At 55.8% G+C, this 15,258-nt stretch carries 9 protein-coding genes; 4 read left to right on the top strand and 5 right to left on the bottom strand.

The features are described from left to right. The coding region (gene pilM, locus ABJK56_RS20615; RefSeq protein WP_347246574.1) for a type IV pilus assembly protein PilM at positions 1 to 2,601 on the bottom strand (2,601 nt) is incomplete at its 3' end. A 384-nt stretch (positions 2,602 to 2,985) separates the two neighbouring features. Here pilM and ABJK56_RS20610 point away from each other — a divergent pair. Next, positions 2,986 to 4,665 (top strand): FAD-dependent oxidoreductase, encoded by a 1,680-nt coding sequence (locus tag ABJK56_RS20610; RefSeq protein WP_347246573.1) that lies wholly within the window; start codon positions 2,986 to 2,988, stop codon positions 4,663 to 4,665. A 117-nt stretch (positions 4,666 to 4,782) separates the two neighbouring features. Here the strand turns inward: ABJK56_RS20610 and ABJK56_RS20605 are convergent, their stop codons facing one another. Next, the gene (locus tag ABJK56_RS20605) at positions 4,783 to 5,496 is read right to left on the bottom strand and encodes a hypothetical protein (RefSeq protein WP_347246572.1); all 714 of its coding nucleotides are present in this window, start codon (positions 5,494 to 5,496) and stop codon (positions 4,783 to 4,785) included. A gap of 1,194 nt (positions 5,497 to 6,690) precedes the next feature. Between ABJK56_RS20605 and ABJK56_RS20600 the strand changes: the two genes are divergently transcribed. Together ABJK56_RS20600 and ABJK56_RS20595 are read left to right on the top strand one after the other, a co-directional pair. Continuing rightward, positions 6,691 to 6,897 (top strand): twin-arginine translocase TatA/TatE family subunit, encoded by a 207-nt coding sequence (locus tag ABJK56_RS20600; RefSeq protein ID WP_347246571.1) that lies wholly within the window; start codon positions 6,691 to 6,693, stop codon positions 6,895 to 6,897. A gap of 79 nt (positions 6,898 to 6,976) precedes the next feature. Beyond that, positions 6,977 to 7,291: a twin-arginine translocase TatA/TatE family subunit gene (locus ABJK56_RS20595; protein WP_347246570.1), complete on the top strand. Its 315-nt coding sequence runs from the start codon at positions 6,977 to 6,979 to the stop codon at positions 7,289 to 7,291. Positions 7,292 to 7,351: 60 nt separating this feature from the next. Here ABJK56_RS20595 and ABJK56_RS20590 read toward each other — a convergent pair whose 3' ends face one another. From ABJK56_RS20590 to ABJK56_RS20580, 3 genes are all read right to left on the bottom strand, one after another. Further along, the gene (locus ABJK56_RS20590; protein WP_347246569.1) at positions 7,352 to 9,091 is read right to left on the bottom strand and encodes an ATP-binding protein; all 1,740 of its coding nucleotides are present in this window, start codon (positions 9,089 to 9,091) and stop codon (positions 7,352 to 7,354) included. 394 nt (positions 9,092 to 9,485) lie between these two features. Continuing rightward, positions 9,486 to 11,846: a dienelactone hydrolase family protein gene (locus ABJK56_RS20585; protein ID WP_347246568.1), complete on the bottom strand. Its 2,361-nt coding sequence runs from the start codon at positions 11,844 to 11,846 to the stop codon at positions 9,486 to 9,488. A 289-nt stretch (positions 11,847 to 12,135) separates the two neighbouring features. Further along, a complete protein-coding gene (locus ABJK56_RS20580) occupies positions 12,136 to 12,807 on the bottom strand; it encodes a CPBP family intramembrane glutamic endopeptidase (protein WP_347246567.1) in 672 nt (223 codons plus the stop codon). A gap of 320 nt (positions 12,808 to 13,127) precedes the next feature. On the opposite strand from ABJK56_RS20580, the gene ABJK56_RS20575 reads away from it, so the two are divergent. Continuing rightward, complete coding sequence (locus ABJK56_RS20575; RefSeq protein ID WP_347246566.1) at positions 13,128 to 15,236, top strand: serine hydrolase; 2,109 nt, start codon at positions 13,128 to 13,130, stop codon at positions 15,234 to 15,236. The last annotated feature ends 22 nt before the right edge of the window (positions 15,237 to 15,258 follow it).

Genomic DNA, 15,258 nt, shown 5'->3' with positions numbered 1-15,258 from the left:
TGGACCCACCGTTGTTCCCGGATTGGGAGCCACGCCTGCTCCCGATGCACCTCCCGCCGGAGGAACTCCCGGCAGGTTGCCAGGTGCCGGTTGCGGCGGTGCGACCGTGGGAGGAACCCCAGGTCCCGGCGCGACCGCGGGTGCTATTCCTTGCGGCGGTGAAACCCCAGGCTGGGGTGTTCCGGGAGTAGGGGTTGATGGAGCCCCCGTACCTGGAGGCACAGGCGTAGCAGGCCCAGTGGGAGCTCCACCCGCTGCCGGTTGAGCTGTACCCGAAGGTATCGTCTGCGCTTCGCCTGTTCCACCGGCTTGCTGGGCAGCTTCTTCCGCGGCTTTCTTGCGGGCTTCCTCGCGCTCGGATTCGGTTTTGGGCTGCCATGCGAACTGGATGGTGAAGTCGAATCGCCGCAAAGTAATGAATCCCGGAATAGCGTCCCCAGTTGTGGTGGGCGTCGCACCGACGCCCGTTGCACCCGGTTGCAGGGGCGATCCGGGAATGCCGGTCAACGTTGGTGCCGTGCCCAGGGGCAACCCCGGAGTGCCGGTGGGAGTCGTGGGTGGGGTGTAGAGCGGGTCGCGGATACGCACCACCCGAATACGCCCTGGATTGATAAGCATGGGGTACATAATCCCCAGCTCCTTCGCCGTCACCCATTTGCCGTTAATCAAAAACTGGCCTTCTTCCAGTTTCTTGATCAGGGTGTTGCGGACATACTGGGCGCCCTGATTGGTGCCGGCCACGTCACTATTGTGGAAATGATAGCCGGTGAGGCGAATCACGTATCCCGGCCCACTGGGTCCCGTGACACCCGCCGGCGGTTGATTGGGAGCGGGAGGATCGCCCAACACCGCACCCGACAACCCGCCGTACAATGATTCAGGCCCGGAACTCATTCCGTAACTGGCACCGTATGGGGAGGTCGCCGATCCCGCCGCGCTCCCCATGGCACTTCCGGTCGTAGGAGCGGTAGTAGCCTGGGGTTCCGGCTCTTTTTCTCCAGGGGGACGATACCAACCCCCCATCTGCTGCCACCACGTTTCCAGTTGCTCCATCCGTACCGCCTCGAGACTGGTGATATGAATCTCATCGCGCCGTTCGAGAATTTCCTGTTGCTTCTTGGCATCTCCAGCACTCGAGACATCCAGCGTCTCCGCAGCTTTACGCTCGAACTGCGGAAGTGCCTGGTTGATGGCAGTCAGTAGCTCCAGCCATAAGAGTCGCCCCTCAACGCTACCCGTGATATTGCTCCCGATGGTCTTAATCTTGTCGAATTCGGCTTCCACGGAAGCCAGTTCAGACTGATATTGCTTCACGGTGTTGAGGACCTGCGTTGCCGCACGTTCTGCATCGCCAAAACGTTCTGGAGACACGGTGCTCAGAGCCATCGACTGAGCAGCAAAGCTCACCGCACATCCAAACAGCAGAGTGGTCGCGGCGGCCAGTGCCCAAGGCTTTTTTGCCCGGATGAATCGATCTTTGACAATTTCATCCGGGAGCATGTTGATCTCCATATATGCACGTCCAATTCCCTGCAATGCCAGTCCGTAGACAATGGCGAAGCAGGAAAGATTTTCTCGAAATACCGGCGACTGGACGACGTCGGGCCCCATTAGGTGTTCGAAGTGTTCGACCGATTCGAGGGGAAAACCAAGGCCTTTTTCCAAATAGGCGCGCAGGCCCTGCAATTTCATGGGGTTTCCAAGCGCGAGTCCCCGCGTGATCTCGATGGATCTTTCAATCGAGTTGTAGTAGCTGATCGAACGCTGGATCTCTGAGAGAAGCTCCGCAAAGACCGGCCGCATGGCCTGGAAGACAGCCTTCGGGTCTGAGTACGTCGTGGGGTTCTTCTTGATGTGCTCGGCTTTTGAAAAGGTTAACTTGAGCTCTTTGCTTAGCGCCTTGGTGAAGTGGCTTCCGCCAATTGGAATATTCCTTTGCCAAACACGGTAACCGTTGGTGATGACGAGATCTGTGCTATCCGTCCCCATTGAGATAACGGCCACTGCAGGCGGTGGGTTATCTGGGTCATATTCGTCAGGTGGAGGCAGGTCCGGCATCGCATCGAACCGCACGTAGTTGAAAATCGCCAGGGGACTCAATTGGATAATGTCTACCTCGATGCCGAGATTTCGAAAAGGTTGCAGGGCGGCCTCCACCTGCTCTCGCTTGAGCGCGAACAATCCAATCGTGGTTCCCAAAGTGAAACCGCTTTCTCCGCCACCTGCATCCAGTCTCTGATAACGCCACACCACATTGTTGAGATCGTACGGGATTTGCTGCTTAGCCTCGTACCGCACCACGTCGGGCAACTTACTCAATTCAACGGGCGGCAATTTTATGAAACGCGCCAGTCCCGTCGCGCCCGAGACAGAAATGGCAATTTTGTGCCCGCGGACCTCATTACGAGAAAGGAACTGCCGAAGAGCGGTCTCCACGAGACTCGCTGGATCCGCCGAGGGTTGCGTCAAAAGCATCGGATATTCAATATAGTCAAAGGCCTCGGCAACAACGAGTTGCGGGCTTTCGCCCGGTCGCAATCGAAGAGCCTTCAGAGACGCATTTCCAATGTCGATTCCCCAACAAGTCTCGACCTTGGGCATATTTGCTTACCTCGGCCTGAAAAGTCGTACACGACGGGCCGGTGAACCGGACCCAGATGCCTGTCTCAATTCTCCGCAACCCTAGCGGATAACCGTCGTCGGGAGGTCCTCGTCAATATCCCAGATCAAACGGCCAACTTTCCCGCTTTCCCATCACCCCCTAATGTATCGCCCCCTACCCCGGCATGTCAACTTGCAAACCCCCATTTTTCGGGGACTCAGCTCGCAGATCGATAACTGTTTATCGAAGAGTCTCTTTTCCTCCAGAAGACCTATGCGGACCGCACACGCGGACAAAAAAAGCTACGCTTTTTCAAGGAAGCGATCGCAAACTTTCAGGGAACTGACTTGACGCTATTTACGACCACAGATTCTGGAAAAGCTATGACGATTCCCATTCCCGCATCCCCGTCCGACCAAAGCGCCCACACTGACATTATAGACACGCCGAGCCAAACTTTCCCCCTGAAATCTCTGCAACTTTCCCCTTCGCAGCCCGCTCCGCTGTGTGCCGCTCTTCAGAAATGGGTCGAACTGCTGGGAACGGAGAATGTGGATGGTCCCGACACCGTGCTGCAACGTTACTATCCTGGCGCCTTACCAAAAAAATATCTGACTCGTCCCGCAGGTGCCGTTCGCCCGGCCAATCGTGATCAGGTCGTGGCGGTGGTGAAAATCGCGCGAGCTTATGGTATTCCGCTGCACGCCATCAGCCGCGGACAGAACTGGGGTTACGGGGGTCCCCTTCCGCCACGGGACGGCATGGCCATCGTGGACCTGAGTCGGATGAACCGAATCATCGAAGTTAACACCGAGCTAGCCTACGCGGTGATCGAACCGGGAGTTACACAGCGCCAGCTTTTTGATTATCTGAGGACTCACCAAATCCCGCTGGTGCCTGATGCCACAGGTGCCGGGCCAGAAGCTTCGCTCGTGGGCAATATCCTTCAGCGAGGCTTCGGACATACGCCGTATGGCAATCGCGTCTTGCATGCCGCGAATTACGAAGTGGTTTTGCCCGACGGACGGGTGATTGAAACAGGCTTCGGCAAGTACGAGAACGCCAAGGCAAAACACGTATTTCCTTACGGACGGGGTCCCTGGGTGGACGGTCTGTTCACACAATCTGCTTTGGGAATTGTGACCAGGATGACGATCTGGCTCCTGCCCGCTCCGAAAGCTCTGATTGGATTTGCCCTCAAAGTGCCTGAGGAACACCAGATTGCCCAGATTGTGGAACGGTTGCGTCCGCTCTGCTTGAACGGCACGGTGCGAAGTACCGTCCATATTGCCAACGATCTTCGCGTGATTTCGGCAAAGATGTCCTATCCTTATTCACTCACGGACGGGAGGACACCATTACCGGACCCCGTTCGCAAATATCTTCGGCGGAAATTCGGCGTTGGCGCGTGGAACCTGATGGGAGGGCTCTACGGTTCTCGTGGGATGACCCGCCAGGCCGCCCGAGAAATTAGGCAGGCGTTTCACGGTTTGGCACCGGTCTTCTCTTTTGGACGCAGGCTTTTGTCGCTGGGAAGACGGCTGGCCGAAGTGACCGAGCGTTTGAGAATTCCCATGCCCCTGGCAGAGGCGGTGCGCAGCGCTGACTCCGTTTATCGGCTTCTGCAGGGTGAGCCTTCTGACGAGCATCTAAAAGGTGTTTTCTGGCGACACCGGTTGATTCCCTCAGATTTCCATCCAAGGGCGGCAGGCGCGCTGTGGTGCTCGCCTGTGCTACCGATGCGGGGGGAGGACGTTCTCGCTCTCCTCCGCATTGTCGGGCCCATTTATGAACGACATCAGCTTGAGCCGCTCATCACATTTTCCGCCGTGACAAGCAGGGCTCTCGTGGGTGTTTTCAGTATCTGTTACGATCCTGAGGATTCTATTCAGGTTCGTCAGGCGGAAGCCTGTTATGAAGAACTCTCCTCGGCCATTTGTCGAGCAGGATACTATCCCTATCGCGGAATGATTCCCCATTCTTCGGATCCCTACTTCTGGGACGCTCCCTCGGAATTCTTAAATACGCTCTTCCCGGCGTCCGCCTTTTACGATACGACCTGACCACAGACATCGCCTGAATGCCGTGGTCTAGATAGACTTTGTGTTGGGCTGACTTTCTACCTGCGAAGCGAAAGGAGATTGTACTGCCCACGGTAAGTCGCCGGGGTTGGCAACAATTTATCCAATCGGATAGGGTGCCGGCGGAGTCGGCAGCGTCCAGATCCATCCCAATCCTGCCGCCCACCGCAGGATGACGGCGATAAGAGAAAAGAAAGCAAAATGGAGAAGTCCCGCCGAGAATTCGATTTCAAATATCAGGTATCCCAAGAATGCTCCCGCTGCGAACACAGGAGGGATCACAATCGCCCACGTCCATAACTCTTCGGTGACAAAGTTGGCCACGAGCCAGTTAAATCCCCACCACAGCAAAAGATAACCCGCCGCACATATCGCCGCACGGACCCAGAGATCGCGGCCGCGGAGCGGTTTAAGATCGTCCTCATTACGGAGGAACTCGTACGCGCCAGCGCTCGCAGGTATGGTGACGGCAGCCAAGCCGATCGCCTGGAGCCAGAGATTGTCGCGAAAAACCCCTACATGGCCTAAAACGAGGGTGCCCACGAACACTACCAACACTCCGCCCACGATAGTGAGAATCATCACCGGTGTGAAGCGGCGTTCCATCCGCGCGATCGGTTTGAGGGTGAGTTCTCCGGTGACGCTGCGGCCGCCGCTGCCGAACATCTCCGGCTCATGGATGACAAGCTGCTCTTCGAGCTTCGGAATCTGGATGATCGTTTTGCACTTGGGACAGGGGCCACTCTTTCCAGCGAATTTATCACTGACGGTGAATCGTGTTCGACAACCCGGACAGACGACGAAAATTGCCATGATTTTTTCTCCGAATTCCATTTCGTCTCAGTTTCACCTTTTAGTTTGGCAAAGCCACAGAACGTGTCAACGGGAAGCAGCACCTGAGTCATTCCCACTTTTTCGCTACCGCCAGGAACGAATCCGAAGCTGGCCAGCACCTCCGTGGGACTAGGACTTGGCGTGGAGGGAGCTGCTGGGCACGTCCAGAGTCCGACGTTAGATAATCCGTTTCGTGTCCCCATTCCGCCTGTTTAGCGCAGTCCCTGCTCAAACGGAGGGGCAATTCATGAATTGCCCTTGCAACCCATTGCGCCTTTGAGCTCTCACAGGTCCTCACAAAAAGTGGGGATGGGTCAGGAAGCACAACCACGTGACGTTCAACCACCCTCGACGCGAATGAGGGCACGCGGAAGACAACACAAGCAAACTGGCTGGCCGTCTATTATGACGCGTGTCGTACCACTTTCGGCCGATACCCGGCGGTGGGGTGCAGCTTTAATCCTTTCGTCAACGTCGGCTTCTGCTTGTCTGTCAAGTCAATGGGCCAATTCATGAATTCCCAGGGATCAGATTTAGATTGCGATGGTTGTCCCACGGAAGACGCAATCCACGAATCACCCGAACGTGGGGCAGGGTGCAATGGCCGACGTTTTTTGTCCATCCCCGGCGCTTTTCCTGGAAGTCAGCACATGGCTATTCGACTCGCCGGTCACACCAATGCGCCTGCTTTTCCTTTCGGACCCAGGTCGCACTCACGGGCTACTTTGACGCTGCGCAGATTCCGGGCAACAGGAGAAAGGGCCAGCACGCACAGCGAGGATGTCTCGATGACTCAGAAGCGAGGGGAAACGTGAGAAAGATTTCGCGTACAGCCAACCAAGACGCTTGTCAAGAGAAGGCGGCTTCCGGCAGCAGGTGGCCGCGTGGATCCTATATTGGAAGTCTCGCCGGGCATTTCCCGGGGATTCAGTGCGGATTAGAATCATTTAATAGATGCTGGGAGGGTAATCATACCCGATATTCGCTACGCAGTCCGCAGAAGATAACCCTCTCAAATGATCCCATCTGTGGAAGGGCCTTTGTAAATTGTCAGGGAGGCGAATAACAGAAAAAACAAAATAGCGCAGACCCTCTTTCCCGGTTTTGCGTGCTGCGGTGGGAAACAGCTCGGGTCAGAGGGTATGTTGCCAATCCAAGCGAAGGAGACTTCATATGTTCGGGTTGCCTGGTTGGATGGAAATGATGATCATTGGCTTAGTCATCTTGCTCCTGTTCGGCAATCGCCTGCCAAGTGTGATGCGATCGCTAGGACGTGGGGTTGTCGAGTTCAAAAAAGGGCTCCAGGACGAAGGCGGGGATGATGAGGAGCAGGAGAAGAAGGCAGTCGAGCAGGAACAGCCTTCTCAGTCGGCCAAGTGACTGATACCGATCTCGGTCTGGAACCTCGGCGCTGCGAGGGTGAAGTCTTGGTGCTGAGGTGAAACGGAGGTTGTTAACCATGGTCTCAGTGTTGCCCGTCGCTCAATTCTCTGTGCCCGGCGGCACAGAGATGCTGATAGTTCTTCTCGTCGCGCTGCTTTTGTTTGGTAACCGATTGCCGCAAGTGGCACGGTCGCTGGGCAAGAGTTTGAACGAGTTTCGGAAGGGGATGCAGGGGCTGGAGCAGGAGCTGCGGTCAGCGATCAACGAGACACCACCACCGCCTCCCAGCCGCACTCAGCGACCGGAAAACGAAGAGGACCGACAGACCCCTGTGGCCCCTAAATTCATTCCACCCGCCAGCCCTCCCCAAGAAACACCTCCCTCCGAATAAACTCACTGGCTGAGCAAGCCGTCAACACCACCTCGATACCCTTGAGTTGAGACCTGCCTTCTAAGTGGCTTGTCCATCCTGTGGCGGTGTCTCCACTACGGGGCTTTCCTGTGTTGCCGTGATCGAGCCGCTTGCCTCGCTGGGCAGAACGGCAGGAAGCTCTATCGTGAATCGCGTTCCCTGACCAGGGGCCGACTCGACGGCAATGCGGCCGCCATGCTCCTGGACGATCTTCTGACTCACTGGTAATCCCAGACCGGTGCCGCGTGAACCTTTTTTGAGCGATACAAAGGGACTGAAAATCTTGTCGAGCATATCCGGCGGAATTCCTGGGCCATTATCCTCCACACCAATCCATACTTTGCCCTGTTCCGCATCGTAGCGCGTGAACAACCGGACCTTGCGTGGTAGCGGTAACTCGGCAACCGCGTCGAAAGCATTCGTTACAAGGTTCAGGACCGCCCGATGGATTCCCTCGGGATCGAACACCAGTGTGGGAATCTCGGACTCCCGTTGCCAGGTGAAGTCGATCTGGTTTTCCTCTGCCCGGGCTTGCATCAGTTCCACGATATCCTGAATCAACTGGTTCAAATCAGTGGGCTGAAGGTCAGGTTCTCGCTCCTTGCTGAAGGTGAGCATGTCCATGACCAGACCCGAGATCTTGGCCTGATTCTTTTCGACGATGGCCCAGCCTTTACGGATGAGCTCCTCGTCGTGCTGCTTCAATCCCAACTCGATCAGATACCCCCCGCCACGAATTCCCTGCAGGATGTTCTTGATGTGGTGAGAGAGGGTGGCAATCGTTTGGCCAATGGCCGCCAACCTCTCGGCCTGTACCATGGCTAGGTAATAGTGGGTGTCTTCCACGGCGAGCGCAGCCTGATGGCCTATGGCAATCATGAGCATGAGATGGTCCTGGGTGAACTTGTTCACTTGCCCGCGGCGAATCATCTCTTGCGGTGATGTGGACGTATCGATGTAAATAACGCCCACAACACCATATCGGCCTTGCATGGGGACGCAGATCGCTTCGCGGATCCCCGCTTGCACAATACTTGCCCCCGAGTCCCATCGTTCATCGTGCCGCGCATCGCTGGTGAGAACGCCCTCATTGCGTTCCCGAACGTAGTCCAGAATTGTCTGACTGATGATCAGTTTTTCCGGGGCCACCACCCCTTTTCGCACACGCCTCACTTTCGGCACGAGTTTTCCTGTATCCGGGTCGACGAGCATGATACAGCCGCGGTCGGCCTCCACCCATTCGAAGATAAGGTCCATGATCCGGTTGAGGAGTTGCTCAATATCGAGCGTGTGGCTCACCGCCAGGGCCGTGTGATAGACGATTTCCAGATTTCGCCGGGCCTGCGCCAGCCAGGAATCGGGCGGAAACCCCTGCCCTCGCAGGAGGCGATTGCCCTCTTCCGAACTGACGACACTGATAATTTGGGATCTCTCGGCCTCCGGCTCCGCTGCAATGGCAACATTCCACGTGGGTTCCCGTTCTGATTCCTCCGTCGGAGAGGTAAATAGCATCAGCGTCCGCCCCATCTGAATTTGATCACCACTGTTGAGCCAGTGTTCCTGAATCCGTTTTCCGTTGACGATCGTCCCGTTAGAACTATTTAAGTCGATTAGCCGATAGCGATTCTCTACCCGCCGAATCTCGGCATGATGTCGTGAAACCCCCGCATCGTGCAATTGCACTTTGTTGGAAGAGTCTCTCCCAATGGTGATGACTGACCCTTCCAGTTCAAAACGAGTCCCCTGATCGTTTCCTCGAATAACAAACAGTGAGGGCACCTTTCCGCGCTCCTTCAGCCCGATCGGTATTTCTACCAGAAAGCTGGACCGTTCGAAGTTCTCCCGGCGTCCGTTTCCAATGCGAACTGCCCGATCTCGGATTTGAGTTCACCAGTCGTTTTCTGGTGTTGCCCCTCCTATTTTCGATTTAGTTGACTCGAATCACCCACGCTGCGACTCTGTCAGGTTATTTTACGGTAAACCAATAGATTCCTGAAACGCCCCAGGGACTTTTCGCACTGGAGGGCTTCCCAAAAGACGGCTCCTGGAAAATGTTTCCCGCCTGGTGTCGAAAGCGGGGAGGCACCTCGGCCAAATCTCAGTAGGCGGCCTTGCTATACGCCGTGATCGCTTGCAGAAGCCGATTCTGATCGCAGGTATTGATTCGGAGGTTTCAAAATCCCAAATGGCGATGGAGGAACTTGAAGGTCCCCACTCCGTGGATAGTGTGCGGACCCACAAACCATTCAATTTCTGTTTTTTCCGTCAATCCCAGCAGCGCCTCGTAGAGGAATCGCACCTTGGCGTACTCGTAAGCCACCCGTTCATCCGGCGCAACGCCATCGAAATGCCCCCGCTCGACCATGAAGGGTCGCGGGGCGATGAGCGTGGCCATTTCGGCGTAGTTAAAGGTTTCGCCGAGGTCGAATTCGAAAATCTCGTATTCTCCGGTAAAAACATAACTGTAGTTGCTCCGTGTGGAGGCGTTCTTCCACACCCAATCGTTAAAGTCGGCTGAGCAAATGGACAAGCAATATTGCGGCACCAGAGGCGGTACACGCATCGCTGTCTTCCCACCGTAGGACAAGCCGTAAAATGCGATACGGGTGGGATCGACGAAATCCAGACTGCTGAGCCAGTTCACGATCTGTTGATGCTGCGGGACGATGACGGAAAAAAGCGTCTTTCCAATCGGATTTGCTTTCCGCTGAAGGGTCCGGAATCGGTCGCCGAAGATGTACGGATTTTGCGGAGCAAATACGACGAAACCTTGTTCCGCAAGTCGGGCGGCAAAGTCGTGATAGGCACGGTGGTCTCCCTCGATGGTATCACGGGGACGTCCTTCCAGACCGTGTTGACACACCACAACGGGTCGCCGCTCTCCCGGCCTGATATCCTTCGGTACGAGGAGAATCCCGTATGCAAACACACCGTCAAATACATCGAGGACCACTTCGTACCCCGTCCATTTCGGTTGTTCATACACACGCCGTGACCGGGGATTGGGCGCGGACAATGGGAGGTCGATCCGACCAATGATCTCATCGTAAAAGTATCTGCGGTACCACTCCACCGTTTCTGTAAACTTGGCCAGAGAACTCGTGTCCAAACGTGACCAAAACTGTCGACGGACGTCGGAACTTTGCTCCAGAAACGTTTGGATGTGTCGATCAAGCTCGTCAATTTGACGCTGCACGCGATCGCTTTGCCAGGGATTTTCCCGCCGCCATTGGGGCCCCTGTGCCAGCGCACTGAGATTGCTGTTGGGATTCAGCGTATGCAGGAAAGTCCTCAAAAAGGCTTCTGAGCCGTACGGACCTCGGCCATCTCCGCTTGTCATCAAAGTGAGATGGCTCGGAAGGTGGGCAAGTTTGAGCAAGTCGTTCGCCCGGGCAACCTCGGACTGAACCTCCTCCAACTTGGGAGTGGACAAACTCCCGGGTGCTCCACCTAGTCCTTTTGGAACAGTGACTTCAGGACCACGAGCAGCTTCTACAATGACGGGTCGCGGGTGGATCAGCAGACTGATTTCAGCACACCCGAAATCCTTGAGCAAGGAAAAGACATTGCGATCAACTGGCTCCGACCACGTGGCTTCGCGTGGTCCGAAAAAGCCGCTGACTGCTACTGTCGCGATTCGATCATCCAGCGCCGCGGCATACAACGCCAGCATGCCCCCTTCACCCCAACCCATGACAGCGATGGTCGGTTTTGCCCCGGGATCAACCTGCGCGGCGAAGTAGTCTACTGCAGCGAGGATTTTTTGCACCTCGTAACCAATGATGTGCCGCCCGAGTTCATAGGCTGGACGATACAAGTATTCGCGATGGGTGAGTGAGACGTTTCTCCTTTTGGTGATTTCCCGAGGAATCAATTGCGGTATTAACACGGTGCAACCGCTCTCGGCAAGTCGCCGTGCAAACTGGGATTCTGAAGCCACGCCAGGCGTAAGGCCCACAAGCGTCTCGGGAGAAACATCGGCGTCGGGAACGGCGATCACCGCGGCGGGCGACCTGTTCGTTCGAGGTACCACAAGGAGGCCCTCTCCGGTGACGTCGGAGAAAACATCCCAGCGCACTGCGTAAATGTCATATGTTGGCCCACTGGCCAAAACGGGATCTTGGCCCGCCGGGGCGAGTATGGACAGCCGCGGCGATGGCACTCGGGGATCCGTAACACCGAGGATCTTAGCGAGCCGAGCTTTCCGCGAAGTAATCCACTCTTCAGGCCACTGGCCCGACGTAACATGCTCCCTCCAAACGCGGTCTCGACGAGCAACGGTCCGCGCAGTTTCCCTGTCGAGAAATCCATCGATCGCATCGATCATTTGCGAGGCCAAGTCTCCCTCGATGGTGAGTGGGGCCGTCCCCGGTAACGCAGTCGCCACGTTTTCAGCTTCTTGCGCAGGCTCTCCCAAAACGAAACCCGATCCGATCAAGCTTCCAAAAACAAGGAGGCTCCCATATATGGCGCTAACAAATCGTGGTTTCCGTGCTCGAAACATACTTGCCACCTCAAATCGGTTGGACCTCATGGGCGTTCTCCCGTTACTAGGTTACTCCCCTCGCACAGTCGGGAACTGACGCTCTCCCGAATGGGCGCAACCCTCGCTCGATGACTGGTCGTCGAAGAGAATCAACGCAGGTCCACGCCCGTTGCCCATGATTATCCTTTCAAAGCGGTCTGGAACAAGAGATCAGCATACTTTTCAGCATGGCGCTGCGCAGCTAGGACTTGCGATAACTTGCGTGTGGTGAGAGCGGTTTCCGGCTTGCGAAGAACACACTTCCGGCAAGGTATGTTGCGCGGCGTTACTTCGATGACTAATCAGCCTGGTCTTGCTGTTCTTGGATAGCCCGATCACGGGGCCAAAAATGCGTGAGATAAAGTACGGTCACAAAGTCGTAGAGGGCGTGGGCCACCATGGGCACGAGCAGGTTGCCGGTAGTGGCGAAAAGAAATCCCAGATATACGCCGAGAATGGCCGTCAAGATGACGTAAGTTCTCGATAATGGGTGAGCTAAGCCAAACAACAGCGCCGCCGCCAGAACCCCGAGAATAGTGGCAAGGTCGGTAGGTGCCATTTCTGAAGCTCTTCCCAGCATGTGCGCCAATCCCCTTTGCACGATTCCCCGGAAAAAAGCCTCTTCTCCAATTCCAGCAACACTCGAAATCAGGGCTATCTCCGCGATCGTCGCCGAGCGAAAAAGCGGGGCGATCCTCTGCGTCATCAGATAGCGAAGTTCTCTAAACGCGCGACCTGGCATGTGGCGCACAGCGGGCAAAAGAAGCAACATCGGTAGAGTTGCCATCGCACCTTCGCCGAGTGCCGAAAGCTGCCAATGGACAACTTCCCATAACGGCAAACGGAATACCCAGCCCGCGGCTATCGCCACCAACCCGACAGCACACTCGAGAAGTGTGCCGTACACAATCAGTTGGGCGGTCACAGCGCGAGATGCCGCCGCCTGCTGATCTGTTTCGCGAATCTCCATCGTGGTTCCTTCAAAAGAAATATCGCCGTGATATTCGTCTATCCGGTCAAGGCGCGTTCCCTCTGGCATTTATTTTGGTGCAGAAGATGCACCGTGAATTGCCTCGAATTGTCAACTGTAAAGTTACATTGCGTAACTCGCTAGATGGTTGAAGGTCAGTGAAATCTTCTTTGAGGTCAGTATAATCTTCGTTGCTTGTGGACGACACTTGCTGTCATATGTCGAGTAGATTGCAGGGGATCGGGTTTCTATCTCTGAGCAAAGATTTCGCAGACTAGCCCAGCGTCGATTGTGGGGGCCACCTTGAGAGGGGTTTTCCCATGTTCAATCGTCGTTTCATTTGGTCGACGTCCGCGTTAATTCTGGCGATAGTGTGCTCCGACAAGGGGCAGGCCGAAAAGCCATTCGAGTGGCGCACAGCGCAACCCGAGGAGGTCGGGATCTCCTCAGAAAAGCTTCAGACACTCACCGCGGAATTGGCGAAACGGCAGACCAAGGCTTTTTTGGTGGTTCGGCATGACAAACTTATCTGGGAATGGTATTCCCCCGACCACGGACCCGACAAAAAACATTACACGGCTTCGCTGGCTAAAGCGATTGTTGGAGGAATAGCGCTGGCCCTCGCCCTTGATGACGGTTATCTCCGGCTTGACGATCCGGTTTCGCGGTATGTTACGCAGTGGCTAACAGATCCCCGAAAGTCAAAGATTACGGTTCGTCACCTGGGTTCGCATACTTCTGGGTTGGATGATTCTCGACCGAACGAAGAGGCACCCTGGAAAGACGTATTCTGGCGGCGAGAGTCCCCACCGCGCGACCCGTTCACGATCTCCCGTGACGTAACGCCCCTGCTCTTTAATCCCGGTGAGCGATTCCATTACAGCAATCCTGGTATCGCAATGTTAACCTACGTCATTGCCGCTGCCATGCGGAGTGCCCCCGAAAATAACATTCGTAATCTACTGCGTGACAGAGTTTACCGGCCGATCGGCTTGAACGATGATGAATGGTCCATCGGTTACGGGCAGACATTCCAAGTCGATGGCCTTCCCCTTGTTCCCGCCTGGGGAGGAGCGAATTTCACCGCCCGGGCCACCGCAAGAATAGGCCGGCTGGTCCTCCACCGGGGGCATTGGGAGGGTCGGCAAATAATCAGCGAAGATTCTATCGCAGCGGTCACTCAGAGTGCGGGGCTCCCGGGAGACTGTGGCATGGGCTGGTGGACAAATGCAGGGAGAAGATTTCCGTTTCTGCCCGCGGATGCAGTTTGGGGTGCCGGGGCTGGGGATCAAATCCTTCTTGTCATCCCGAGCCTCGATCTGGTGGTTGTCCGCTACGGTAGCGATCTAGGCCCGCAAGCGGCATCTCAGGAGAACGTAGGCCGTTACCTGTTCCAGCCATTCACGCAAGTGATCATGCCAGAAGCTCCCTCGCAAACAGGCTCGAGTGCTCCCTACCCGCCGAGCCCCGTCATCAGGTCGCTCAGGCGGGCCCCTTCGAATGAGGTCATTCGTCTTGCGCGCGGAAGTGATAACTGGCCAATAACTTGGGGCGATGACGATCGTCTTTACACGGCCTATGGGGATGGACGGGGATTTGAACTGCGTGTTCCACAGAAATTGAGCTTGGGTCTGGCTGTGGTTACCGGCTTTCCGCCTCGGATCATGGGGCGGAACATTCGCGCTCCCGCACTTGAACAGTATGGAAGTGGAGCAAGAGGAAAGAAGGCCAGTGGACTGCTCATGGTGGACGGAGTCCTCTATATGCTTGTGCGTAATGCTGGAAATGCACAGTTAGCCTATTCACGCGACCGCGGTGCCACATGGGAATGGGCACCATGGAAGTTCACCACCAGCTTCGGATGCCCCACGTTCTTGAACTTCGAACCAAACTACACGGGAGCACGGGATGGCTACGTGTACATTTACTCTCCGGATGTCGATGACGCTTATTCCGCTGCCGACCAAATGGTTCTCGCCCGAGTGCCAAAACACGCTATCCTAGAGCAAAGTGCTTACGAGTACTTCGTAGGACTGGATTCCAACCAGAATCCCATTTGGAGCAAAAACATTGCCGATCGTGGCCCGGTATTTCGTCATCCCGGTCATTGCTGGCGGACAGGGATCACTTATAACGTAGCTTTAAAACGTTACATTTGGTTCCACGTCTATCCCAAGCCGACCAAGAAAGACGGTCCCTCGGTGACAGGTGGTTGTGGTGTTTATGATGCCCCAGAGCCCTGGGGCCCCTGGACCATCGCGTTCCATACCGAGAAGTGGGACATCGATCCGGGCGAAAGCGGATGCTTTCCCACCAAATGGATGGACCAAACGGGAAAGAGCATGTGGCTTGTTTTCTCCGGTGAAGACTCGTTCAGTATTCGTCAGGTTGAGGTCACGCTCCGCGAATCGGGTAAGGGTGCCAAGTGAGACATGCTTGCTTCCGGGAGAA

The organism is Thermogutta sp., assembly GCF_039793925.1.
In the GTDB taxonomy this organism is placed as follows: Bacteria; Planctomycetota; Planctomycetia; order Pirellulales; family Thermoguttaceae; genus Thermogutta.
This window is presented reverse-complemented; position numbering and strand designations above follow the sequence as displayed.

What these genes read in the sequence shown, in the direction of transcription:
- ABJK56_RS20600 (WP_347246571.1), top strand. Translation starts at nt 6,691, where the DNA reads ATGTTCGGGTTGCCTGGTTGGATGGAAATGATGATCATTGGCTTAGTC.
- ABJK56_RS20605 (WP_347246572.1), bottom strand. Translation starts at nt 5,496, where the DNA reads ATGGCAATTTTCGTCGTCTGTCCGGGTTGTCGAACACGATTCACCGTC.
- ABJK56_RS20595 (WP_347246570.1), top strand. Translation starts at nt 6,977, where the DNA reads ATGGTCTCAGTGTTGCCCGTCGCTCAATTCTCTGTGCCCGGCGGCACA.
- ABJK56_RS20585 (WP_347246568.1), bottom strand. Translation starts at nt 11,846, where the DNA reads ATGAGGTCCAACCGATTTGAGGTGGCAAGTATGTTTCGAGCACGGAAA.
- ABJK56_RS20580 (WP_347246567.1), bottom strand. Translation starts at nt 12,807, where the DNA reads ATGGAGATTCGCGAAACAGATCAGCAGGCGGCGGCATCTCGCGCTGTG.
- ABJK56_RS20610 (WP_347246573.1), top strand. Translation starts at nt 2,986, where the DNA reads ATGACGATTCCCATTCCCGCATCCCCGTCCGACCAAAGCGCCCACACT.
- ABJK56_RS20575 (WP_347246566.1), top strand. Translation starts at nt 13,128, where the DNA reads ATGTTCAATCGTCGTTTCATTTGGTCGACGTCCGCGTTAATTCTGGCG.